Here is a 23,923-nt window from a genome sequence, read left to right as displayed (position 1 = left end):
CTATTCTGCATCACGTTTGTACTCTTTGGGTGTTTTCCCGGTGATCTTCTTGAACAGTTTATTGAAATTGGAGAGCGTCTTATACCCACATTCATAGGCGATCTCAGATATGCTCCTATCTGATTTCAGCAGCATTGAACAGGCATTGGAAACCCTTACCTCATTCAGGTATTCCACAAAATGCTTATTGGTCCTTTTCTTGAACAAGCGGCAAAAGGATTGAGGAGTAAGATTGGCAATGGCCGCGATATCCGTCAGGGTGATGTCCTCCCTGAAATTGGCTTTTACATATTTAAAGACTTCCGATAACCGATCGGTCTGCGCGTGGCTAACGCTGGCAGAATAAGCTTCAGGATTGATCGCCTGGACATCCTTGCTTTCGGCCAGCAGGTTGAGGATCTCCAGCAATCCCAGCAATTGGTCAAAGTCCTTTTTATCCACCAGTTTTTCCAGCTTTTTGGCGATAATAGATTGGGTCTTGCCGCTGATGCGCAGTCCCCTTTCCGCTTGCTGGAATAGGGCATTGATCTTCCTGGTCTCGTTCAGTTCAAAGAACAGGGGGCCAAATATTTCCTTATTAAAATAGACCACGATAGCGCGCGCTTTCAGGTTGCTGAGTCCCTGGTAATAGGTCTCATCATTCAGCCAGACATGCGGGATGTTGGATCCGAGGAAGACCATATCCCTTGCTTCAAAGGGCTCTACTACATTGCCGATGATCCGTTTTCCAAAACTCTCCTGCACATAAACCAGTTCCAGTTCCGGATGGAAATGGAAAGGCGACTGGAAGAAAGGCTCTTCCCGCCTGAATGCTGTCACGTAACTATTGATCCGTGGCGTGATCTCGGTTTGCTCTATTTTCACGGCATTTTCTTAGTGATAAATAATGCTTATTACCGGGTAATAATCAGGTAATATTATAGGAAGGTTTGAAATAGTTTGCTATAGTGTGCCACTGCCGCTGCAGGAGGCCTTCTATATTTTTCTTCATGTAAAATACGATTTGTCCATGAAAAGATTGCTTGTTGGACTGGCCCTGGCCGCGGTCCTGCATACTCAAACGATTGCGCAAGATTATACCCCGAACCCGGAGAACCTTACGGCAAGGAAGAATTTCCAGGACATGAAATTCGGTATGTTCATCCACTGGGGCGCTTCCAGTTTATTGGGTCATGGGGAATGGGTGATGAACAACCGAAATATCGGCGTGAAGGAATATAGTCGGTTGATCAATATCTTCAATCCCCAGTCCTTTGATGCCAACAAATGGGTGGCAACCGCCAAGGCAGCAGGCATGAAATACATCACTTTCATTACCCGTCACCACGATGGTTTCAGTAACTGGGATACGAAACAATCTGACTGGAAGATCACCAGTACCCCCTATGGCAAGGACGTGCTCAAGCAATTATCAGAAGCCTGCCAGCGTGAAGGCATCCAACTCTTCCTTTACTATTCGCTGCTCGATTGGTACCGCAGTGATTACCAGTATGAAACGGGAAGGACAGGTAAAGGGACAGGCCGCACGGAGAAGAGCAATTGGGAAAGCTATATCCGTTTCATGAAGGCGCAACTTACCGAACTGCTGACCAATTATGGTCCAATTGCAGGAGTGTGGTTTGATGGCCATTGGGACCAGCTCGATAATGACCACGATAAGAAGGCCGGTTCTAAAGTAGACTGGCAGTATGATGAGATCTATAAGCTGATCCACAGCCTGCAGCCCGCTTGCCTGATCTCCAATAACCACCACCTCACGCCCATACCCGGAGAGGATTTCCAGGCCTTTGAAAAGGACCTCCCTGGAGGCAATACCACAGGCTTCGGTGGGGCGGCGGTTTCGCAACTCCCGCTGGAGACCTGCGAGACCATGAACGATTCATGGGGCTTCAATATCACGGACAAGAATTACAAATCCACGAAGCGATTGATCCAGTATATGGTAACTGCCGCCAGCATGAATGCGAATTTCCTGCTCAATGTTGGTCCCATGCCCGATGGCACCATCCAGCCTGAGTTTACCGACACGTTACGGTTGATGGGTAACTGGATGCAGAGGAATGGCGCTTCCATCTATGGTACCCGCGGTGGTGTAATGAAGGAGCAGCAATGGGGTGTGGTGACAGCAAAAGGGATGACCTGGTATGCGCATATCCTTCGCCAACCCGCTACAGAAGGCTATATCTTCCTGCCGGGTGTGAAGGACAAACTGGTATCCGCACAATTGTTGAATACCGCCGGCAAGCTTCGTTTCAAGCAGGTGCCAGAAGGGATCTTCATCTATACGGATGGGCTGGTGTACGATGAAGTAGATACGATACTTGAACTGCAATTCAAGCCCGCTGATAAGAAATAATCCCTTGGGACATTTTGGGCAAGGCCTGATTTTGACTGGAGGAATCTCAGTAGCTTGTGAAAAATTTTTCGGAAATGTCGCAAAGAAGAAAATTCCTGCAAACATCACTTGCCGGTGCGCTGGCAGTATTATGGCAACGCAAATCACTGGCTGCTGTAGTGAAGGAGAAGCAGCAGGGTACCAAGGATCCGGTGGTAATCTCTACCTGGGATTTCGGTAAGGCCGCCAATGCCGAGGCCTGGAAGATCCTGGTTGCCGGTGGTGACGTGATCGATGCACTGGAGAAAGGTGCTCATGTTCCGGAGGCCGATCCCAATAACCAGACCGTTGGCTATGGCGGCTTCCCCGACCGCGACGGAAAGGTTACCCTTGATGCCTGCATCATGGACGGGGCTTTGAACTGCGGTTCCGTTGCCGCCCTCGAACATATCATGCACCCCATTTCCGTGGCCAAACTGGTGATGCAGAAAACGCCGCACGTAATGCTGGTAGGCGAAGGTGCCCTGCAGTTCGCATTGGCCAATGGCTTCAAGAAACAGAACCTGCTCACACCTGCATCAGAGAAGGCCTGGAAGGAATGGCTGAAGACCTCTAAGTATGAACCGGTGATCAATATTGAGAACAAGGCATGGCAGGGCGATAAGAAGAAATTACCCGGTGGTCCCTATAACCATGATACCATAGGCCTGCTGGGCATCGACAGTACCGGTAAGATGGGCGGGGCCTGTACTACGAGTGGGGCAGCCTGGAAAATGCGTGGTCGCGTAGGTGATTCGCCCATCATTGGCGCAGGTCTGTATGTAGATGGTGAAGTGGGTGCTGCTACTTCCTCCGGATTGGGCGAAGAAGTGATCCGTACCTGTGGATCCCATACTGTAGTAGAGCTGATGCGCCAGGGATTCGATCCTGAAGCGGCCTGCAGGAAGGCAGTTGAGCGTATTGTGAACCGTGATCCCGAGCGTGCAAAGAAATTGCAGGTGGGCTTCCTGGCACTGGACAAGGCCGGCAACTATGGCGCCTTTGCCATCCATAAAGGCTTCACCTATTCTGTAAAGAACGGCAGGGAAGAGAAAGTGCTGGAGGCAAAAAGCTATTTCAGTTGATCGTCATTACCGGATGAACCGGAACTAACTATAACCATCATGCGTAATCGGTTAGTGATCCTGGCAGCTATGCTGTCTATAACTATGTTTAGGCCTCTGCTGGCGCAGCAAGAGGCCTATCCTTTTGTTGGGGTGGACTGGCTCGTAAGACCAGTGCCTGTGAAAGCACGGGTGATCGATGCAGGTAAGGATATTATCCTGTACAATGGATTGGTCAAACGCGTCTTCCGGATTTCGCCTAACCTTGCCTGTTATGATTATACCAATCTGGCCAATGGCCAGCAACTGGTCAGGGCGGTCCAGCCTGAGGCCAGGGTCATACTCGAAGGCAAGGCCTATAATGTGGGCGGCCTCCATGGCCAACAGGAGAAGGCCTACCTGCAGCCTTCCTGGCTGGATACCCTGAAGAAAGGGGAGGAGGATTTTTACTTTTCCGACTATACCATCCAGCCGCTCAAACCGGTCCTGAACTGGAAGCGAACGGCATGGGCGCTGGAGGCAGGCGCGACAGGCGGACAGGAACTCATCCTGAATTTCGTTTCGCCCCTGAAGGAACTGGAGAATGTTGAAGTGCAGGTGCACTACGCCATTTATGATGGCCTGCCCCTGATTGTGAAATGGGTGACCATCGATAATATTGGCCAGGACCCTATCAGGATCGACAGGGTGGTGAATGAAGTGCTGGCATTGGTGGAGGAAGAGAGTGCCGTGGTGGGAAGTCCAGATGTGATGAAGAAGCAGCATGGCATATATGTGGAGACGAATTATGCCTTCAACAATGCCATGCGCTATGATATCAGCGACCAGACCACCCATTGGAAAACGGACAGCAGTTATACTTCACAGGTCAATTACAATTACCAGACACCGTGCTTGCTGGAAGTGTACCCGGAGAAAGCGCAGGGTATCCTCTTGCAACCCGGCGAAAGCTTTCGTTCCGTCAGGACCCATGAACTGCTGATGGACAGCTATGACCGGGAGCGCAGGGGAATGATGATCCGTAAAATGTACCGGGCCATTGCGCCCTGGACCAACCAGAATCCCATCTTCATGCACCTTGTGAGCAAGACGGATGAGGAAGTGCGACAGGCCATTGACCAATGTGTGGCGACCGGTTATGAAGCCGTGATCCTGAGCTTTGGCAGCCACCTGAACATGGAAGACAGTTCAGCTTCCAATATCGCCAGGTGGAAGGCGCTTGCCGATTATGCACATGCGAAGAAAATATTGCTCGGGGGGTATTCCCTTTTCAGCAGCAGGCGGATCAGTGATGAGGATGATGTGGTGGATCCTGCCACAGGCAAACCGGGCGGCGCCTTCTTTGGTCATGCCCCCTGTTTCGGTAGTAAGTGGGGATTGGCCTACCGCGATAAGATCAAGTATTTCTTTGCCAGGACTGGTTTTGATATCTGGGAGAATGATGGTCCCTATCCGGGTGATGTTTGTGGCTCCACTACGCATCCGGGCCATCATGGACTGGAGGATTCTCAATGGCGGCAGATGGAGATCCAGAAGGAACTTTATCGTTGGCTGAATGAGCGAGGCGTGTACATCAATGCACCGGATTGGTATTTCCTTGACGGCACCCATAAGATCGCACTGGGTTACCGTGAAGTGAATTTCTCCCTATCGAGGGAACAACAGAAGGTCCTGAACCGCCAGAACATTTATGATGGCACCTTCGAGAAAACACCTTCCATGGGCTGGGGCTTTGTTCCCCTCACGCGTTACCAGGGCGGTGGACCCGAAGCCATCCTGGAACCACTCAGTGAGCACCTGAAGGATTATGAGCAACTGATGATGCAATACTATGGCGCAGGCATCCAGGCCTGTTACCGCGGACCCAGATTGTATGATACCGAGGCCACGCGTAAGCTGGTTGCCAATACCATCAGCTGGTACAAGCGCTACAGGGATATCCTGAATTCGGATATCATCCATCTGCGGCGCGCCGATGGAAGGGATTGGGATGGCTGGATGCATGTAAACCCGGCATTGAAGCAAAAGGGACTGGTGATGTTGTTCAACCCAACGGCTACAGCCATCACGCGCACCATCACACTGCCACTGTATTATACGGGGATATCCGTAAAGGCGATGATCCGCGAGAAGGATGGCCAGCCCATGCCCCATATCCTTGACCGCAACAACGATGTGAAACTGACCATTACCCTGCCACCTGATACCTACACCTGGTTGGTGATCGAGTAAGAACGGGAGCAACTGATCTTTAATGTTTTAATTCCTCTAATCTCATTTCATCATGAATACAACTGCTTTCAAACGCTTGTCCTGCCTATTGCTCCTGGTCGTTGCCGGAAGGGTTACTGCCCAATCCAGGGTCAGCGCAGATGCCATCCGCGATAAGATGCAATGGTTTGCCGATGCCAAGCTGGGCATATTCATCCATGCCGGTATTTATGCCGTGAATGGGGTGGATGAATCCTGGAGTTTCTATAACAAGAAGATCAGTTATGCGGATTATATGAAGCAGCTGAAGGGCTTCAACCTCCAGCGCTATGATCCGGCACAGTGGGCCGACCTGATACAGGAATCAGGGGCACGCTATGCGGTGATCATCACCAAGCACCATGACGGGGTAGCCATGTATGATACCCGCATGAATGAACTCAGCAGTGTTAAGGCAACCCCTGCCCGCAAGGACATGGTGAAGCCCTTGTTTGATGAATTAAGGAAGCGCCAGGTAAAATGCGGTGCTTATTATTCCCTGATCGATTGGAGCTATCCTGACTATCCGGGATTCCTGAAGGATAGTTTTCGATACAAGGTAGAGCAGGACTATGAGCGTTGGAACAGGTTCCGCAATTTCTTCCAGGGGCAGATCAGGGAGATCGCTACCCAATACCAACCCGATCTCTGGTGGTTCGATGGCGATTGGGAACATAGCGCAGAACGCTGGGAATCGGAGAAGGTAAGGCAGATCATATTGTCCCGTAACCCAAACGCCATCATCAATGGCCGCTTGCAGGGCTATGGGGATTATGAGACGCCGGAACAGAACTTCCCGGTGTCCAGGCCTAAGTACAATTGGTGGGAGTTGTGCATGACCATCAACAATAACTGGGGATACCAGCCGACTGATACCAATTGGAAAACGCCTTATGAGATCATCACCATTTTTGTGGATGCGGTGGCCAATGGCGGGAACCTCTTATTGGATATTGGGCCTATGGCCGATGGTACTATTCCTGATGAGCAGGTCAAGGTATTGAAAGAACTGGGTGCCTGGAACAAACGCAATGGCGAGGCTATCTTTAATACCATTGCGGGTATTCCACAGGGACATTTCTATGGGCCTACGACGCTATCAAAGGACTCCACCACGTTGTATTTGTTCCTTCATGGGAAAACAGATGGACCGGTCATGATCAAGGGACTGGATAACAGGATCACGGATATAACGGTGCTGGGTAGTGGAAAAAAGCTTGACCATAAGGTCGTAGGGAAGATCTCCTGGAGCCATGTTCCGGGCCTGGTATACATTGATGTTCCCGCGGCGGCATTGGACCAGTATGTAACGGTCCTGCGGGTGAAACTGGATAAGCCTGTTAAACTCTACCGCGGACAGGGTGGGTTTAATTGACGGTAAAAGGCCACCAAGGCACCAAGACACTAAGGATTCACAAAGGTCATAATGCCTTCGTGTGTACTTCGTGCCTTCGCTTCTTCGTGGCAAAAAACGAATCACCTTCTCTTAAAAAAATAAACCACCACGCCAATCGCGAGGATACCCAATCCAGCCAGGCTTTCCACCGGCCTGTTGATGAGGGTGAACACCAATACCCAAAGGTTGAAAAGCAGAAAGATGATCTGCAGCCAGGGTTTGAAAGGTGTGATATAAGTGGATTGCTCTTTACGGTTAATGAATAAGCTGGTTGCTACCGTAAGCGAGGACATGAGTTGCAATACGAAACCGGCATAGAGGATGATCTTCTCAAAAGTTCCCGTTACCATCAATACAATACTGATGGCCACATGCGCCCATACAGCCGCCACCGGGATACCATGCCCGTTGGTTTTTGCCAGTGCCTTCCAGAGGGCATGTTCCTTTGCCATGGCCCAGGTAACCCTTGGTCCCACCCATAAATAGGAACTGATAGTGGCCAGTAACTGGATGGCAATGAAAATGCTCACCCATTTCGCGCCGGATTCGCCCAGCAGGTTCTGGTAGGAAACGAAGGTAACTTCTTCCTTGCCTGCCAGGTCGGCCACACTGCCATTGCGCAACAATGCTACCTGGAACAAAACATAGAGCACGGAAACAAACAGTGTACTGCCGATCAGGATCTTGGGCAGGTTCTTCACCGGGTTTTCAATTTCTTCCGAAACATAGGCCGCGGAATTCCATCCTGTATAGGCAAAGGCCACATAGACCATGGATACTGCAAAGCCGGGGGTGAGGATCTCCTGCTTCCAGCTTTCCGTGAAGCTGATCGCGTTCTCCCCATCGTAATCCAGGAGTAGTCCAAGCCCAATGAGGACGGCGATAAAAGCGATCTTGATGATGGTGGAAGCATTCTGGAACCGGCTGCTATGGGTAAGGGTAAAACTATGTACCAGCCCGATGCCAATGATGGCGGCTATGGCCAGCCATGAACTGTTCTGTAACCCGAAGGGTGAAAGGTATTTGATGAAAGCGATGGCTGCCAGGCTTACCGGAGCTGAAAAGCCCACGATGAGACCGGCCCAGGCAGAGAGAAAGCCCAACAAGGGATGGAATACCCTGGAGAGGAAGATATAATCCCCGCCCGATTGGGGAAAGCGGGTTCCCAGTTCAGCATAGGCAAAGGCGCCGATCAATGACAGGATACCACCCAGGATCCAGAGGAGCAGGATGCTCCAGCTGTTCTGAACGGCATTCAGCTGGAAGCCCACGCTGGTGAAAACGCCTGTGCCAATCATATTGGCGACCACTATGGAAGATGCGGTAAAGGGGGAGATCTTCTTTTTCAAGCCCACTATTTTGTTGGAACAGGCGGCAAGATAGGCATTTGTTGTTTTTCATGCTGCTGTAGGCAGACTGGTTTATTTTTGCGGCTTCTATCCATGACGGATCCTGCATTACGATATTTCATTATCCATAAGCCATACAATATGGTCTCACAGTTCGTGAGCCCCCACCAGGTGCGCTTATTGGGCGAGCTGGGATTCGATTTCCCGGAGGGGACCCATGCGGTAGGCCGGCTGGATAACCATTCCGAGGGCTTGCTGATCCTGACCACCGACAAGCGGGTGACCCGCTTATTGTTTGAAGGGCCGGTCAGGCACGAACGGACCTACCTGGTCCTGGTGAAGAAGAAGGTTGGACCTGCTGCCTTGCAACAATTGCAGGAAGGTCCCATGCTCCGGTTCAGCGGGGAGGAATATTACCATGCCAAACCGGTATCGGCAGCTATTGTGGAGCCGCCTGCTTACCTGCTGGATTCCTGGTATGAATTAAACCCGCATTGCGAGTATACCTGGTTATCTATCACCCTCACCGAAGGCAAGTACCACCAGGTACGCAAGATGGTAGCGGCTATTGGTCACCGTTGTGTCCGGCTCATCCGTACTTCTATTGAGGAACTTAGCCTGGATGGTATGGAACCCGGTGCGGTTAGGGAGGTGGAAGGGGAGGAGTTTTTCAGGAAGTTGAAGATTTTACCTTAAGGAGTCGTTTGGAGTAACGCAAAGTTCGCAAAGTGCCCGCAGAGAGCGCAAAGCACCTTCGCGTTCTTTGCGTATCCTTTGCGAACTTTGCGTTATTATTCATTATTTCACCCCAGCAGGGTCTCCTAAAAGGGACCCTGATGAATGGTACGATTAGGTTCATCGGGGTCCTCTTCGACCGCGCCCGCTGAAGTTATACGCTAGGCTATTCCCTCCTTCGCTGCGCTACGGCGGGCAATGGCGTTATTATTCATTATCAACCAACGTATACAACTCTGCATACAACCCACCCCGCTTGATCAATTCCCCATGCTTCCCTTCTTCCACGATCCGTCCTTCATTAACCACAATGATCTTATCACAGTTCGTAATGGTATTCAAGCGATGCGAGATGATGATCACCGTCCTTCTCTTCATCAGGTTCTCCAAAGCCTCCATGATCACTTTCTCTGATTCCGCGTCAAGGGCGGCGGTTGGTTCATCCAGGATCAGTATCGGAGCATTGCGCACCAGGGCCCTTGCAATACCAATGCGGTGACGCTCGCCCCCAGACAGTGTGTATCCTTTCTCACCCACCATGGTCTGGTAACCGTCAGGAAGCTTCATGATGAAATCATGCGCCAGCCCCAGCCTTGCCGCTTCCATGATCTCCTGTTGCGTGGCATCCGGCCTTCCATAAGCGATATTGTCGTAGATGGTACCATAGAACAGCAGCGTATCCTGCAACACGAAACCGATCTGGCTGCGCAGGCCTTTTAGCGTATAATTTTTTACGTTAGTTCCATCAATGCTGATGCTTCCTTGCTGGGGGTCATAGAATCGCGGGATCAATGCGGCCAGGGTGGATTTGCCCCCGCCGGTAGGTCCACAGATGCCGATCCGTTGTCCGGGAGCAATACTAAGGTTGATATCCTTCAATACGGGCTGGCCTTCCCGATAGGAAAACCTGATGGCTTCCATTTTGATCTCCCCCCTGAAGCCTGCCGGTGTTGTAGCCCCTTCTTTCTCAGGTATCACCTGGTCGGCATCGAGGATATCCTTGATCCTTTCCATGGCCACCGTGGCCTGCGCAATGGTACCGGTCATCTTGGCCAGGTCCTTTACAGGGGAGAAGAATTTATTGAGGTAGGAGAGGAAGACCGTGAGTGAACCAATGGTCATGGCATCCTTTAACACCAACCCTGCCCCGCGCCAGAGCACGAATGCCGTACAACAGGAGATGGTGAGGGTAACGATTGGCGAGATCATTGACTTGATCCTTCTGGCCTTCAAGGCAGCATCAACGGTTTCCATGCTGATCTTCTGCAGGCGTTCTTCTTCCAGGTCCTGCCGGCCATAGGCATTGACCGTACGGATGGATTCTAACCCATTCTGGATGATGCTCACCATCTCGCTCTGGTCGCGCCTTACCTGGTGGGTAGCCTTTTTCACCGCCTTGCGGAAACGTACTACAAAGAGCAGCAGGAAGGGCGCTACGCCAATGGTAATAAGGCTAAAGTCCCAGTTGAGGTAGAACATCAACCCCAGCATGCCCACGATGGTCAAGCCATCTATGATAATGGTCAGTACGGTGGATGCTGCAAAATCCTGGATGGTATTCACATCTGTTGTGATCGTGCTCAGGAGCTTACCGACCCGGTGGGTATCGTAATAGGAGAGGGAGAGTTGTTGCAGGTGGTGGTAGATCTTGCGCCGGAGATCATTGGCCATGTACTGGGCCAGGCTTTCGGTAAAATAACTGTCGAAGTAACTGGCAACCCCGTCAATGGCCGTGATGATGATCATGGTGATGGCGGCAAAGGCCGCGATGCCCAGGGCGCTTTCGCCAACAGGATCCTTGATCCAGTCCAGCCATTCCGGCAATGGCCGGTTACCGATCACGTTATCGATGATCACTTTAAGTGGCCAGGGCGAAGCAAGTCCCATGGCTGTTTCCAGCAGCATGCAGAGGAGGATCACCAGCAACCATTTCCAGTAGGGGCGCAACAGGCCTAAGACCAAAGGGAACAGGGTCTGGTAGGAATGCCTGATACCTGCCGGCTTATCGGGTTGAACCTCTACAAGGGAGAAAGCCTTTGACATGGACAATCTGTTTTAAGGATGGCCTGGGTTCCTTGTTATCCCAAATCTGCCAAATATTTGTGGGGTTTCCAAGATTATTATCTGCTGCTGTCTTTTGGAAAACTATTCCCTCGATGGGGTATTTTTCCTTGGATTTTGATCCAGTATTGATCGGTTGGTACCGGGAGTAATTGTTTCCTAATGTTTGTTGTCGCATTCCATCGGTAACGCCCCTGTACATCTGGTGGAGCAGTAAAGCCGCTGATTGATGCGGTTTTTTCCTATTGCGATCAATTGATAGATTTGGGCTATATGAAAATTTGATCCCATGGCATTTAGTTGGAATCGTGATAAACAATTATCGCTTATTACATATTTGGTGCTGGTTGCCCTCACCATCATTGGCCTGTTCTATGGCAGGTCCATCACCGGACAGCATGAGTTCCTGCGGGTTTGGGACTGGTCCAATATATTATTGATGCTGGTCGGTATCCCTTTCATTCTTTTCCAGCCCGAAGCGGGTTTTCCGGAGTTATGGGCACCAAAGGTTTCCAACCGGCAGCGGATCATCCAGCCTGTTTTGATCGGTGTTATCTTCGGGCTGTTGGATCTATTGGTAGTGAAAGTGATGATGCATCCCGAGCCTTATACCAGCCTGCCACCCTTTCTTCAGCCCTTCCCCTATTCAATTTTCCTCTATGTATCCGGCGCTTTTGAGATAGAAGTATTTTATCGCCTCATCCCCCTTACCCTGGTCATGTGGCTGGCCAGCAGGTATAAGAATGGCCGGCATTGGGAGACCATCTTTTGGGTGATGGCCTGCCTTACTGCCTTGTGTGAACCCCTCGAGCAGTTCCCTTCGGGATCAGTCGCCTTTATCCTCTATGCCTTCCTGAGTGGCTTCCTAATGAACTTCCTGCAAGCCTTGTATTTCCGTAAGGCCGGTTTCCTCGCATCCCTATTCCTGCGACTGGGTCATTACCTGGTCTGGCATATCCTGCTGGGTATTTATGTGGAGCAGTTTGAATTACCATGAGTTTTAGCTGTGCTGCTATTGAAGGTGAAGTGATGGTAACCTGCGCCGCAGTTGGTGTGATCCCCAAGAACTCCTAAATTAATTCCTTCATTTTTACCCTTTACATTTTTTGAACGCAAAGGACGCCCTCAACAATGCTATTGGGGCAGGTGTGGACCGCAATGTTCGAAAGGATGACTCTATTTCTTCCCCTTTTCATTGCTGCCTTCTTTCGCATCAAACCCTCCTAAAATATTAAAATAATATAACATATAAAAGAGCAATAATCTTCCATGATGGGTTATTTTGGTCGCCCTATTAATCATTTAAACCTGGTACTATGGCGTTCGAAAACCGATTTTCCGAAGAGGAACAAGTATTGCTAAGCAGCCTCCCAACACTGGTGGGCTCTGTCATGTCCTTTGCCGCCGGCAGCGGACTGGGCACCATCAAGGAGATGTTCTCCAGTGCAAAATCCTATATGGCAGGTGCCGCCGATTTTTCCGGTAATGAGATCATCACGGGAATCCTTCCCAATATGAATGACCGTGATGGGGCCATGCAGGAAGCCCGCGACCTCAAGGCCAAGATCCAATCGCACTTTAAGGGCTATGAAGCGAAATCAAAGGAAGAATTAAGGCAGCATGTATTGGACGACTGCCGAAAGGTGAATGAGATCCTTTCCCAGAAAGCCAATTTACAGGAAGCAGAAGAGTATAAGAAGTGGACCCTGAATATTGCTGAGAATGTTGCCAAGGCAGCATCAGAAGGCGGTTTCCTTGGCTTTGGCGGTACCCAGGTGAGTGAAGGCGAAATCAACTTGTTCGATGAAATTGCAACCGCCCTTAACGTGAGCAGGAAATTGTAATGGCCATTATTGTTAGAAAATGTTTGCCCCTTCGGGAGACCCCGATGTGGTTAAAATAGAACCTGAATATTATCCTCCATCAGGGTCTCCCGTGTACCCACCTCTTCACCTCAGCAGGGTCTCCCGCAGGGGACCCTGATGAATGGTAGGATGGAGATCCATCGGGGACTCTTATCCCCCAGCAGCGTCTCCCGAAGGGGACCCTGATGAGTAGAAGGATAGATGTACATCGGGGACTCTTGAAGACTACCAGAAAGGGGTGAAACGATTCACTTCCCGTCGCCCCCGTTGTGTCTTATGACCAACGGGTAGTTGGAAGATGAGATTAGCTGTTGGATGCATAAATATTTCGCCTTTTGTACAGCGGGCTCCCCTTCGGGAGATTCCGATGAGGTTAACTAAATCATCCTTTTCCCCCAGCAGGGTCTCCCGAAGGGACCCTGATGAGTAGAAGGATAGATGTACATCGGGGACTCTTGAAGACTACCAGAAAGGGGTGAAACGATTCACTTCCCGTCGCCCCCGTTGTGTCTTATGACCAACGGGTAGTTGGAAGATGAGATTAGCTGTTGGATGCATAAATATTTCGCCTTTTGTACAGCGGGCTCCCCTTCGGGAGATTCCGATGAGGTTAACTAAATCATCCTTTTCCCCCAGCAGGGTCTCCCGAAGGGGACCCTGATGAATAATGTGATAGGGTTCATCCAGGGCCTTTACCTAAGACCCCATTGAGGTAACAAAATTCCCTGCAGGCGAGCATTTCCGTAAGGCCGGTTTCCTGGCTTCCCTTTTACTGCGACTGGATCATTACCTGGTCTGGTATATCCTGTCGTGTATTTATGTGGAGCTGTTTGAATTGCGGTACGGTTAAACTGTGCCGGCCTTGGTGGTATCACCAACTAATCCTAATGTTACAGTCAAGCGTAATGGAAAACACTAAGGAAATGGGCAGCCAAACAATTCCCAAAATCATGAAGCAACTTTTTTTCTCCCTATTTTTTCTGGTTACAGTATCAGCAACATTATTTGCCCAACAATCCCCAGCGTCCGACAGTGCATATTTAATTCAAGACAGTGTATTCATTCCAACACGCAGTGGCATTGGAATTTCTGCAACAATTGTTCGCAAGAAGACAAACATCAGCCCATTACCTGCCATCCTGTTTTATACCACTTACCATCAAGGGACAGGGGATAATATTTTTGGAAAGCGTTCAGCCGACCGGGATTTTGTTGGCATTGTGGCTTACGCCCGAGGAATCAGGACTGATTTAGGAAACTATTTTCCTTTTGAGCATGAAGGAACGGATATTTATGACATCATTGACTGGATAAGCAAACAAGGATGGTGTGATGGTAGTGTTGGCATGTTTGGCGGAAGTTACACAGGATATGCTCAATGGGCCGCTGTGAAAAACATTCATCCTGCTTTAAAGACCATTGTTCCCCAGGTGGCTGTAATGCCCGGGTATGACTTCCCAATGGAAAACAATGTTCCGCTATCCCATATGTTAGGTTGGAGTAATGATATCTACAAGAATAAACCACTGCCGAGGGAATTGGTCTTTGATTATTTCAACAATGGAACGGCCTACAACAAAATGGATAGCCTGGCGGGAAAGACAAACCCGATTTTTCAAAAATGGTTAAATCATCCCGCTTATGACAATTATTGGCAATCTATGGTTCCAACTCCTGTTGAATTTGAAAGAATCAATATTCCTGTTTTGACAACAACAGGTTATTATGATGGTTCCCAGATTGGTGCTATCCGGTATTTTAAACAACATTATCAATACAATAGCAATGCGAATCATTATTTGGTAATTGGTCCATACGACCATTGGGGCGGCCAACGCAAACCGGCAAAGAACCTGATGGGGTATGAAATTGACAGTGTAGCTAATGTCAATATGATGGAGCTGGCCTACCAATGGCTTGAGTATGTTTTAAAGGGGAAGTCAAAACCACAGCTGCTCCAAGACAAAGTAAACTACCAGGTAATGGGAACTAATCAATGGAAACATTCATCGTCCTTTGAAAGTATTAATAATGATACACTGAGATTCTTCCTGGATAAGAAATCATTGTCATTTTCAAAGCCAAAGAAAGATGGTTTTGAAAGTCAAACGGTCGATTTCAGGGACAGGGAAAACCAAAATGCTTATTACACGCCTGAGATTATTTTTGATTCCCTTGACCAAAGCAATGGATTGGTTTTTACAACAGCGCCATTTGAGTACGAATTTTCGATCAATGGCTCATTCACCGGTAACCTGTTTGCCAGCATCAACAAAAAAGACATGGATGTATCGTTGGCATTGTATGAACTCCTGCCAGATGGTAAATATTTTTTCATGACCCGCTATGTTGGCCGGGCAAGCTATGCCAAAGACAATGCTAAACGGCAGTTGCTAAAGCCCAACAAAAGAGAAAGTATTCCCTTTGATAACACCCGGTTTGTAAGCAAGAAGATCAACAAGGGAAGCCGCTTGGTGATCTTGCTGAATATCAATAAGCATCCGTTTGAGATCATCAATTATGGTTCGGGGAAACCCGTTTCGGATGAAACCATTAAGGATGCAGGTGAGCCATTGCAGATTAAGTGGTATAATGATAGTTTTATCAATATCCCCATTTGGAAGTAGCCAAATAGGTAGGGTTTTGTTTGTGATAGCTGTAAATTTTTATAACGCAAAGTGTGCGGTCCTCTGCTAACTTTTATTCCCCAGCAGGGTCTCCCGAAGGGGACCCTGATGAATGGGAAGTGGTGAGTTCATCGGGGTCCTCTGCGAGAGACCCCGCTGAGGTAACATAGTTGCCCTTTATTCCCCCAGCAGGGTCTCCCGAAGGGGACCCTGATGAATAGAAGGAGGTGAGTTCATCGGGGTCCTCTGCGAGAGACCCCGCTGAGGTAACATAGTTGCCTTTATTCCCCATCAGGGTCTCCCGAAGGAGACCCTGATGAATGGAAAGTGGTGAGTCCATCGGGGTCCTCTGCGAGAGACCCCGCTGAGGTAACAGGAGTGCAAAGAGATAGTTACCCTTTGCGAACTTCGCGGTCCTCTGCGCACTTTGCGTTACTGTCTTCTTATCTCTATTTCAGAACCAGGAAATCCCGATCAGCAATAAAATAAAAACAATCCCCGACTAGATAGCCGGGGATCTTGATGAAAGAGACATATGAAGAAATCGCTTATGCATATACGCTGGTATCTGCCAGGGACTGCCTGATGGCATGGCTCCTTTCTTTCGGCAGCTCTGCTTCCATGGTGGCCACCAGTCCGTCGAACACAAATTGTGGAGCAGAAGCGCCCACCATCTTCAGCCATTGACTGATCTCATTATTACTCAGCCCGCGCATCATCCACTTGTTGTAACGCGCATGGAAATCGTGCGGCAGGTAAGCCAGGATCTGCTGGGTGATACCGCCAAGGTCCTCATCGCTGAAATGCTTCCACAGCAATTCATTGAGTTCCTTTTCCTCCTTCGCCATATGGTTCAGGTTGAAGACCATGAACTCGGTAAAGGCAATGGTCAGGTCAAGGCCCAGTTGCTGTTTGGAAACAGGCAGTTCACGGGAATGGAAGTTCTGGATCTTTGAGACCAGCTTCTCCCCGAGGATATGATCCTCTTCGTGCTCTGCTTCAAACAACTCAGCTGCCTGTGGCTCGAACTGTTCAATGGTGCCCAGGATGAAATGATCTTCTGTTGCGGCATGTTTTTCAAACAGCTCTGCCACTTCTGTTACCTGTGCCAGTGTTTGCGCAGTTTGTTCAGCATTGCTAAAATCGGTTTGCTGCAACTGGATGGATGTTTCATACAGCATGGCACGCAAGGCCTTGTGGATCTGGTAGAAGATATTGTAACGGCTCATTTGATAAGGTTTTAAAATTCGAGTATTAAGAAGCTTGCTTCAATACGAAGTTTTCCAAGGTAATATGAACGCTGCCATTTTCCTTACGGATCTTCATCTTGGTAGGATAGTATCCGGTAGCCTTGAACTTGGCAGGAAGCGGGAAGCTGCGCTCGAAGCTGGGGTTCTGGTCAATAAAGGCCTTGGTGATCATCGGCTCATAGAAGGTTACTTTACCATCATAGGAACCATACAGGAAGGTCTGGGTGAAGTCCTCTCCCTTCATTTCGGGACTGTTCAGGTCTACCCAATGCACACCCATCTGGGGAACACCGCCTGGGATAGCGATATAGGAATCAGGGGTATAACCGGCTTCGGGATGGTTATCAAACTTTGCAGCAGCCTGCTCATATACCGGGATGGCCTGGCGCTCGGCTTCGCTCTGCAGGTAGAAATGGAAATCGAAGTGGGGCAGGTCATACACACCTTCTGGTTCATGACCTTCGGGATTCCAGTCAAGCAACACATGGGTGAACAGGGTAGAAGGACCATTCTGCGCGAACTTCAGGGAAAGGCTATTGGAATGGTTATGGCCTTCGCCCTCAGCTGGCAGGCTGTTGTAGGCTGCTGCATCGATGGTGAGTCCGAGTTTCTCTGGATTGCCTTGTTTGTCGGTCTGGATCCAGGCGTAGGATTTACCATTGTGGAAGGCCTGCTCGGGACCTTTGTAAAGGTTGGCGGTCTTGTCTTTGTCTTTCTCGCACGCGGTCAGCACAGTTGCCGCTACTACTGCGGCCAGGAGGATCTTTTTCATGTTGATAGGTTTAATTGTTTCGGGGAACAAATCTCTCACCTATCGGCCTGCAAGACCAGTGTTTTGTGTCTGAATTGATTGAAATGGGCTATGAACTGCATCGATGTGAAGGAAGTTATCATGAAGAGGGGGCAAAAAGGCCAAAGGCCACAGGCCACAAAGGCTCGAAGGCACTAAGTACACACTAAGACGATAATTATTAACGCCTTCGTGCCTCTTCGTGCCTTCGAGCCTTCGTGGCAAAAAACCTTACGCAAATACTATCGTCTTATTCCCCGACACAAACACCCGGTCCTCCAAGACCATTTTCAGTGCTTCCGCCAATACCGCTTTTTCCACTTCATGTCCCGCTTCCACCATATCCCTCAACCCATCATCATGCTTCACAGGGATGATCTGCTGGGTGATGATCGGCCCCTCATCCAGGTCGTTGTTCACGATATGCGCCGTGGCCCCGATCAGCTTCACCCCGCGTTCAAACGCTTTCTTATACGGGTTCGCCCCAATAAAAGCTGGAAGGAAGGAGTGATGGATATTGATGATCCGCTCATTATAGGCCTGCACAAATTCCGGTGATAGGATCCGCATGAACTTGGCCAGCACCAGGTAATCGGGTTGGTAAGCCTGCAGCTGTTCCAGAATCGCCTGCTCAAAGGCTTCCTTACTGCTACCCTCATGCGAAATATGGTGGAAGGGGATGGCGAACTTCGAACAGAAATCTCCCAGCAGGTCGTAGTTTCCGATCACCGCCTGGATATTCGCATGCAGTTCGTTGAAATGATGCCTTACCAGCAGGTCGCTCAGGCAATGGTGCTCTTTGGTCACCAGGATCACAATATTCTTCTTCCGCCTCGGGATGATGCTGATGATGGAATCCTCCGGCAACACGGCCTGCAAGCCCTGCTGCAGCCTGGTCTCATTCAGTTCCCCGGCTATTTCCAGTCGCGCGAAGAAGGTGCCGGTCTCGTCTTCCACATATTCCTTCATCACCATAATGTTATGGTCGTGCTGGTAGAGTACGCCCGTAATGCCAGCGATCAACCCTTTCCTGTCGCGGCATTTGATCCTGATCACATGATGCTTTTCCATAGGGTAAATATAGCCATTGGGTGGTTTTTTGTGCCGAATGCCCTATCCTTTGTACTTTTCCACCGCAATCATTGCAGACCCAAATAGAATACCATGGTAAAAGTTGGCGAATACAATACGCTCAAGGTGATGCGCGCAGTCGCTTTCGGTCTCTACCTCGATGACGGTGGCGAAGGCATCCTGCTGCCCAAACGTTTTGTCCCGCAGGATGCGAAGGTGGGCGATGAGTTGAGGGTATTCGTGTACCATGATTCCGAGGACCGGCTGATCGCCACTACCCAACAACCGAAAGGTGTAGTGGGGGATATCGTTTCCCTGCGTGCCGTGACCGTTACCAAACAAGGTGCCTTCCTCGACTGGGGATTGATGAAGGATATCTTCGTGCCCAAGTCGAAGCAGCTGATGGGCATGCGCGAGGGTGCGAACTATATCGTGAAGATCTATATCGATGAACAGACCGGCAGGGTGGCGGCTACGGAAAAGATCGAGCCCTTCCTAAGCAATGATGAGCTCACGGTGAAAGAGCATGATGCGGTGGACCTGCTGGTGTACCGCCGGACCGATATCGGTTATGTGGTGATCATCAACAACCGCCATACGGGTGTGCTGCACTTCAATGATATTTACCGCAACCTCTCGGTGGGGGATAAGGTGAAGGGATTCATCAAGGCCATCCGCGAGGAGAACAAGATCGATGTGGCCCTGGGCGAGAAGGGCTACCAGCGCGTGGAAGGCGAATCGGAGAAGATCCTGCGCCTGCTGCGCGAGAATGATGGCTACCTGCCTTACCATGATAAATCCGATCCGGAGGAGATCTATGACTTCTTCGGCATGAGCAAGAAGACCTTCAAAATGACCGTGGGAAAATTGTATAAGGAACGCAAGATCGAATTGACCCAAACGGGGATCAAGTTGATGGAAGAATAGGTTTTTTGCCTCAAAGGCTAAAAGAAACGAAGTGGCACGAAGGCGTTAGAACCTTAGTGAAGCCTTAGTACCTTCGCGCCTTCGTGGCCAATTCAGTATATTAGTATCAAAAGCCCCCTTTCGATGCGGTATACCCTCCTGGCCTTGCTGGCGGCCTATTGTCTTTCCTGCACCACCCAACCCGATCCCAACTGGTCCGTGTACGGCGGTTCCAAGGCCAATACCCGTTATTCCCCACTCACCCAGATTGACACTACCAACGTCACCAAACTGCAACCCGCCTGGACCTACCATACCGGCGATGCTGATAGCACCACGCAGATCCAGGTGAACCCCCTCATCATCGATGGCATCCTCTACGGTGTATCGCCCAAGCTCAAGCTCTTTGCCCTGGAAGCTGCGAGCGGCAAGGAGATCTGGCGCTTCGATCCCGCTACCGATACGCTTATCGAAGCGAAGGGGGCCTGGTATTTCAGCATGAACGTCTGCAGGGGACTGGCCATCTACCAGGGAGGGACAAACGATAATCGATTATTCTATGGCGCGGGCTCCCGCCTCTTCTGTATAGATGCTAAGACCGGCAAGCCCATCCGCGATTTCGGGGACGGCGGCTATATTGACCTGCACAATGACCTTGGCCCAAGGGCGAAGGACCTTTACGTGGCAGCTACTTCTCCCGGTATCGTGTACAAGGACATGATCATTGTGGGCACGCGGGTTGCAGAAGAGCCGGCCTCGGCCCCGGGACATATCCGCGCTTATGATGTGCATACGGGTAAGTTGCGCTGGATCTTCCATACCATCTCCCAGCCCGGGGAATACGGTTTCGAATCCTGGGATGATCCCAAGGCCTGGGAACATATCGGCGGTGCCAATGCCTGGTCCGGTTTCAGCCTGGACGAGGAAAGGGGCATCGTGTTTGCCGGCACGGGTTCGGCGGCATATGATTTTTATGGCGGCAAGCGACTCGGCAATAACCTCTTTGCGAATTGTGTGCTGGCCTTAGATGCCAATACCGGCAAGCGCCGCTGGCATTACCAGGTGGTGCACCATGATGTGTGGGACCGCGACCTGCCTACACCGCCGGCGCTGGTGACGGTGAAGAAGGATGGAAAGGCGATCGATGCGGTAGCGCAGCCTACTAAGCATGGGTTCATCTTCCTGCTCGACCGCGAGACAGGGCAGCCCATCTATCCCATCAATGAAGTAGCCGTTCCGAAAGAGAGCCTGCTGAAGGGTGAGCGTTTATCACCCACGCAGCCCGTCCCAACCTTTCCGGAGCCATTTGTACGACAGCAATTGACGGAGAAGGATCTCAATACCCTGGTGCCGGATTCTTCTTACCAGGAGATCAGGAAGCAATTATCGGGTTATTTGTCGGGCAATATGTTCCATCCGCCTTCCCCGCAGGGCACGGTGATCTTCCCCGGCTTTGATGGCGGGGCGGAGTGGGGTGGACCGGCCTATGATCCGCAGTCGGGCTGGCTTTATGTGAATGCCAATGAGATGCCCTGGGTGCTGACCATGATCGAGAAAAGCTGGGAAGACGTGATAGGGGTGGAGAGCATTGGCCAGGCCGGGAAGCGCCTCTATGCCTCCAACTGCCTGAGCTGCCATGGACCAAAGATGGAAGGTGGCGGCAACTATCCATCACTGTTAGCAGCGAGACTAAAATATGATACCAATACCCTGGTGCAGCTGATCCATACGGGCAGGCGCATGATGCCGGCCTTCAGCCAGTTGAAGCAGGAAGAGAAGCAGGCGATCGCAGCCTATGTGCTGGACCTGAAAAAGAAGCAACAGGAAGCATACAAGGGACCCCGCCAGGCATTGGATCCCTACTATGATGTGCCTTACCGCGCGACCGGTTATATCAAGTTCCTGACAAAGGAGGGGTATCCTGCGGTGGCACCGCCCTGGGGAACGCTCAATGCCATCGATCTGAATACGGGCAAGATCGCCTGGAAGCAGCCGCTGGGTGAGTACCCGGAGTTGAAGGCGAAGGGCATCCCGGCAACGGGCACGGAGAACTATGGCGGTCCGGTCGTAACAGCCGGTGGACTGGTCTTCATAGCGGCTGCAAAGGACAGCAAGATCCGCGCCTTCCATAAGCAAAGCGGCAAGCTGCTCTGGGAAGCCGACCTGCCCGCGCCAGGCTTCGCCACCCCCTCCATCTACGAGGCCGGCGGCAAGCAATACCTCGTCATCGCCTGCGGCGGCGGCAAACTCAAAACCCCCTCCGGCGACAGCTATGTAGCCTTCGCCCTCGGAGAGTGATCGAAAGATTGAAATAGGAAAATATTCTACCCCCCCCAGCAGGGTCTCCCGAAGGGGACCCTGATGAATAGCAGGAATGAAACTCATCGGATGCTTCTGATAGAATGCCCGATGAACAATGTCTTCCGAACCCCATCAGGGTCTCCCGCAGGAGACCCTGATGAATAGTAAGAGTAAAATTCATCGTATGCCAAAATTGAGTACCCGATGAACACTACCATTTACCCTACCTTTCTATTTCCCCACCCCACTTGCAAACCCATCAATCCCTTTATATATTGTTGACCAAATTCTGCCACTTGGTCCATGTGACTGAGGAGGCGAAGCTATGGGTAGAACCGGGCACATAGCATTTAGTAGAAATGGGAACAAATAAGGTAATATTTGGATAGGATATACCAGTTCTATTGAATACCAGGAGGTTCGAAAATTTTTTTAGAGTATTGATGATATCAATTATTAACGCGTTAGCGGCGATTATAATGCGACACTTCCTAAACGTCATATCAGCGACAATTTTGACAATCTGTTCTCACAATTTTTTGTTTGCGCAGGTTGACACATCAATTGTATTAGAAACAAAGTTTTATGCAAAGCAGCTTGACTCTCTTGACAAACTTCCACATCCGCAAAACTTCGGCTTTATGACTTCTATAGCAGACGGCATAATCAAGAGAGACGATATCGTAGTTGGCGGCTTTGGAGTTTATACACTGTCAAACATAAAAGGCGACACAGCTTTAAGAATAGAATATCATGACAACCTTGACATTAACATATACAAGACCTACTATTTCAGAAACAACAAACTAATTTTTGCGACAGTAGAATTGCAAGACGGAAGAGAAAACATGAAAAGTATTTATCACAAGGAAGAAATATATGCCGAAAGCAAAATTATTTGGACGATAACACAAAAAGAAAAAAAAGCGAACAGATATATTGACAAAACAAACTTTTCACTTTATGACGACGGCTTGAAGTTTTTGGCTGACTTCATGAAACAAAATAACCGCCGCTAGCAAGTGCATTTGCAATAGCATGGCTAGACATTGGAACTTTCGGTTGTCAATCATTTTTCAGCATTAATTTCGGCATACATTACACTGTTGGTCATTAGTTACTATCTTCAATTTCAGTTTTTCAATTTAACATTTGATCCGGCAGACGGGTTTTTAATGCCATGCCATCGCAAATACGTCAACGTTGGGGGGGCATATAAACTTGACACTCCCTAAAATGCAAAGTTGGACAAATTTGCATCTCTGTTAAAATAGTGTATGAGACTTTCACTTATTGCTTTACTATTTTTATTCTATTCAACTTCTTTTGGACAAATAAAGCAATATCAAAACCTCCTTGATACTGCTTTAAACGGACACGGTTGTTTATTTGTTCATTCAAAACCGATAAAAATCAATAGTCTTGAACTAAAAGAGATGTGGTGGTATTTCGAAAATATAAAAGAACGATCAAATCAAATTCTTGACACAGTTATGTTTTCGCAAATTATCCATAATTCCAAATTTGCGGATATCACCCTTTGGACTGATAAAGAATTGCCGGATGTTTTGCTTGTCAATGAGAGAAGCGAAAGCGTTTCAAAGAAGTATGCTTTAAAGAAACTTGAGTTGGCAGACAATAAGCAAATAAAGTATTATGCTAAACTAATTAACAAATTCAATTCAACAGAAACTAATGACAGAGACTTGTATTACTTTTCAAGACCAGTGTTTGATAATTCAAAAACATTTGCAATAATTCAATGGGATAATGGACATAGCTACCTTGGTGGGGGCGGTGGAATTATTCTTTATCAATTGCAAAGTGACAATACTTGGAAGGAATTTGGGATAATTAATAGTTGGAGATATTAACAGGGATTGC

Annotated in this window: 18 protein-coding genes; 12 read left to right on the top strand and 6 right to left on the bottom strand. The window is 49.4% G+C overall.

Going from position 1 to position 23,923, the window contains the following annotated elements; genetic code table 11:
* Positions 1 to 864, bottom strand: a complete 864-nt coding sequence (locus KJS94_RS11275; RefSeq protein ID WP_214448662.1) for an AraC family transcriptional regulator — start codon at positions 862 to 864, stop codon at positions 1 to 3.
* Positions 865 to 1,009: 145 nt separating this feature from the next.
* Here KJS94_RS11275 and KJS94_RS11270 point away from each other — a divergent pair, with 145 nt between their 5' ends.
* The 4 genes from KJS94_RS11270 to KJS94_RS11255 all read left to right on the top strand — a co-directional run bounded on the left by KJS94_RS11270 (position 1,010) and on the right by KJS94_RS11255 (position 7,063).
* Positions 1,010 to 2,356, top strand: a complete 1,347-nt coding sequence (locus KJS94_RS11270; protein ID WP_214448663.1) for an alpha-L-fucosidase — start codon at positions 1,010 to 1,012, stop codon at positions 2,354 to 2,356.
* Between the two features lie 74 nt (positions 2,357 to 2,430).
* Positions 2,431 to 3,459 carry a glycosylasparaginase gene (locus tag KJS94_RS11265; protein WP_214448664.1) on the top strand — a complete coding sequence of 343 codons (1,029 nt, stop codon included), beginning with the start codon at positions 2,431 to 2,433 and terminating at the stop codon, positions 3,457 to 3,459.
* Positions 3,460 to 3,498: 39 nt separating this feature from the next.
* Positions 3,499 to 5,670 (top strand): alpha-galactosidase, encoded by a 2,172-nt coding sequence (locus KJS94_RS11260; protein ID WP_214448665.1) that lies wholly within the window; start codon positions 3,499 to 3,501, stop codon positions 5,668 to 5,670.
* Between the two features lie 52 nt (positions 5,671 to 5,722).
* A complete protein-coding gene (locus KJS94_RS11255; protein ID WP_214448666.1) occupies positions 5,723 to 7,063 on the top strand; it encodes an alpha-L-fucosidase in 1,341 nt (446 codons plus the stop codon).
* Positions 7,064 to 7,164: 101 nt separating this feature from the next.
* Here the strand turns inward: KJS94_RS11255 and KJS94_RS11250 are convergent, their stop codons facing one another.
* Positions 7,165 to 8,433, bottom strand: coding sequence for an APC family permease (locus tag KJS94_RS11250; protein ID WP_214448667.1), 1,269 nt, complete (start codon positions 8,431 to 8,433; stop codon positions 7,165 to 7,167).
* A 93-nt stretch (positions 8,434 to 8,526) separates the two neighbouring features.
* On the opposite strand from KJS94_RS11250, the gene KJS94_RS11245 reads away from it, so the two are divergent.
* Complete coding sequence (locus KJS94_RS11245) at positions 8,527 to 9,129, top strand: pseudouridine synthase (RefSeq protein WP_214448668.1); 603 nt, start codon at positions 8,527 to 8,529, stop codon at positions 9,127 to 9,129.
* A gap of 246 nt (positions 9,130 to 9,375) precedes the next feature.
* Here KJS94_RS11245 and KJS94_RS11240 read toward each other — a convergent pair whose 3' ends face one another.
* Positions 9,376 to 11,211 carry an ABC transporter ATP-binding protein gene (locus tag KJS94_RS11240; protein ID WP_214448669.1) on the bottom strand — a complete coding sequence of 612 codons (1,836 nt, stop codon included), beginning with the start codon at positions 11,209 to 11,211 and terminating at the stop codon, positions 9,376 to 9,378.
* Positions 11,212 to 11,518: 307 nt separating this feature from the next.
* Between KJS94_RS11240 and KJS94_RS11235 the strand changes: the two genes are divergently transcribed.
* The 3 genes from KJS94_RS11235 to KJS94_RS11225 all read left to right on the top strand — a co-directional run bounded on the left by KJS94_RS11235 (position 11,519) and on the right by KJS94_RS11225 (position 15,721).
* Positions 11,519 to 12,226: a hypothetical protein gene (locus KJS94_RS11235; protein ID WP_214448670.1), complete on the top strand. Its 708-nt coding sequence runs from the start codon at positions 11,519 to 11,521 to the stop codon at positions 12,224 to 12,226.
* A gap of 319 nt (positions 12,227 to 12,545) precedes the next feature.
* Positions 12,546 to 13,073, top strand: a complete 528-nt coding sequence (locus tag KJS94_RS11230; protein ID WP_214448671.1) for a hypothetical protein — start codon at positions 12,546 to 12,548, stop codon at positions 13,071 to 13,073.
* A 926-nt stretch (positions 13,074 to 13,999) separates the two neighbouring features.
* Complete coding sequence (locus tag KJS94_RS11225) at positions 14,000 to 15,721, top strand: CocE/NonD family hydrolase (RefSeq protein WP_214448672.1); 1,722 nt, start codon at positions 14,000 to 14,002, stop codon at positions 15,719 to 15,721.
* Between the two features lie 548 nt (positions 15,722 to 16,269).
* On the opposite strand, the gene KJS94_RS11220 is transcribed toward KJS94_RS11225, so the two are convergent.
* From KJS94_RS11220 to purU, 3 genes are all read right to left on the bottom strand, one after another.
* Complete coding sequence (locus tag KJS94_RS11220; protein WP_214448673.1) at positions 16,270 to 16,950, bottom strand: hemerythrin domain-containing protein; 681 nt, start codon at positions 16,948 to 16,950, stop codon at positions 16,270 to 16,272.
* A 25-nt stretch (positions 16,951 to 16,975) separates the two neighbouring features.
* Positions 16,976 to 17,743: a hypothetical protein gene (locus KJS94_RS11215; protein ID WP_214448674.1), complete on the bottom strand. Its 768-nt coding sequence runs from the start codon at positions 17,741 to 17,743 to the stop codon at positions 16,976 to 16,978.
* Between the two features lie 249 nt (positions 17,744 to 17,992).
* Positions 17,993 to 18,832: a formyltetrahydrofolate deformylase gene (purU, locus tag KJS94_RS11210; protein ID WP_214448675.1), complete on the bottom strand. Its 840-nt coding sequence runs from the start codon at positions 18,830 to 18,832 to the stop codon at positions 17,993 to 17,995.
* Between the two features lie 93 nt (positions 18,833 to 18,925).
* On the opposite strand from purU, the gene KJS94_RS11205 reads away from it, so the two are divergent.
* From KJS94_RS11205 to KJS94_RS11190, 4 genes are all read left to right on the top strand, one after another.
* Positions 18,926 to 19,759: a CvfB family protein gene (locus KJS94_RS11205; RefSeq protein WP_214448676.1), complete on the top strand. Its 834-nt coding sequence runs from the start codon at positions 18,926 to 18,928 to the stop codon at positions 19,757 to 19,759.
* A 123-nt stretch (positions 19,760 to 19,882) separates the two neighbouring features.
* A complete protein-coding gene (locus tag KJS94_RS11200) occupies positions 19,883 to 22,036 on the top strand; it encodes an outer membrane protein assembly factor BamB family protein (RefSeq protein ID WP_214448677.1) in 2,154 nt (717 codons plus the stop codon).
* A gap of 542 nt (positions 22,037 to 22,578) precedes the next feature.
* Entirely contained in the window at positions 22,579 to 23,058 is a 480-nt protein-coding gene (locus KJS94_RS11195) for a hypothetical protein (protein ID WP_214448678.1), read from the top strand.
* A 258-nt stretch (positions 23,059 to 23,316) separates the two neighbouring features.
* Complete coding sequence (locus KJS94_RS11190) at positions 23,317 to 23,913, top strand: hypothetical protein (RefSeq protein WP_214448679.1); 597 nt, start codon at positions 23,317 to 23,319, stop codon at positions 23,911 to 23,913.
* The last annotated feature ends 10 nt before the right edge of the window (positions 23,914 to 23,923 follow it).

Source organism: Flavihumibacter rivuli (assembly GCF_018595685.2).
Taxonomy (GTDB): Bacteria; Bacteroidota; Bacteroidia; order Chitinophagales; family Chitinophagaceae; genus Flavihumibacter; species Flavihumibacter rivuli.
This window is presented reverse-complemented; position numbering and strand designations above follow the sequence as displayed.

Bases quoted from the DNA above. Each gene is read 5' to 3' on its own strand.
- KJS94_RS11270 (WP_214448663.1), top strand. From the start codon at position 1,010: ATGAAAAGATTGCTTGTTGGACTGGCCCTGGCCGCGGTCCTGCATACT.
- KJS94_RS11265 (WP_214448664.1), top strand. From the start codon at position 2,431: ATGTCGCAAAGAAGAAAATTCCTGCAAACATCACTTGCCGGTGCGCTG.
- KJS94_RS11260 (WP_214448665.1), top strand. From the start codon at position 3,499: ATGCGTAATCGGTTAGTGATCCTGGCAGCTATGCTGTCTATAACTATG.
- KJS94_RS11255 (WP_214448666.1), top strand. From the start codon at position 5,723: ATGAATACAACTGCTTTCAAACGCTTGTCCTGCCTATTGCTCCTGGTC.
- KJS94_RS11245 (WP_214448668.1), top strand. From the start codon at position 8,527: ATGACGGATCCTGCATTACGATATTTCATTATCCATAAGCCATACAAT.
- KJS94_RS11240 (WP_214448669.1), bottom strand. From the start codon at position 11,211: ATGTCAAAGGCTTTCTCCCTTGTAGAGGTTCAACCCGATAAGCCGGCA.
- KJS94_RS11235 (WP_214448670.1), top strand. From the start codon at position 11,519: ATGGCATTTAGTTGGAATCGTGATAAACAATTATCGCTTATTACATAT.
- KJS94_RS11230 (WP_214448671.1), top strand. From the start codon at position 12,546: ATGGCGTTCGAAAACCGATTTTCCGAAGAGGAACAAGTATTGCTAAGC.
- KJS94_RS11225 (WP_214448672.1), top strand. From the start codon at position 14,000: ATGGAAAACACTAAGGAAATGGGCAGCCAAACAATTCCCAAAATCATG.
- KJS94_RS11220 (WP_214448673.1), bottom strand. From the start codon at position 16,950: ATGAGCCGTTACAATATCTTCTACCAGATCCACAAGGCCTTGCGTGCC.
- KJS94_RS11215 (WP_214448674.1), bottom strand. From the start codon at position 17,743: ATGAAAAAGATCCTCCTGGCCGCAGTAGTAGCGGCAACTGTGCTGACC.
- purU (WP_214448675.1), bottom strand. From the start codon at position 18,832: ATGGAAAAGCATCATGTGATCAGGATCAAATGCCGCGACAGGAAAGGG.
- KJS94_RS11205 (WP_214448676.1), top strand. From the start codon at position 18,926: ATGGTAAAAGTTGGCGAATACAATACGCTCAAGGTGATGCGCGCAGTC.
- KJS94_RS11200 (WP_214448677.1), top strand. From the start codon at position 19,883: ATGCGGTATACCCTCCTGGCCTTGCTGGCGGCCTATTGTCTTTCCTGC.
- KJS94_RS11190 (WP_214448679.1), top strand. From the start codon at position 23,317: ATGAGACTTTCACTTATTGCTTTACTATTTTTATTCTATTCAACTTCT.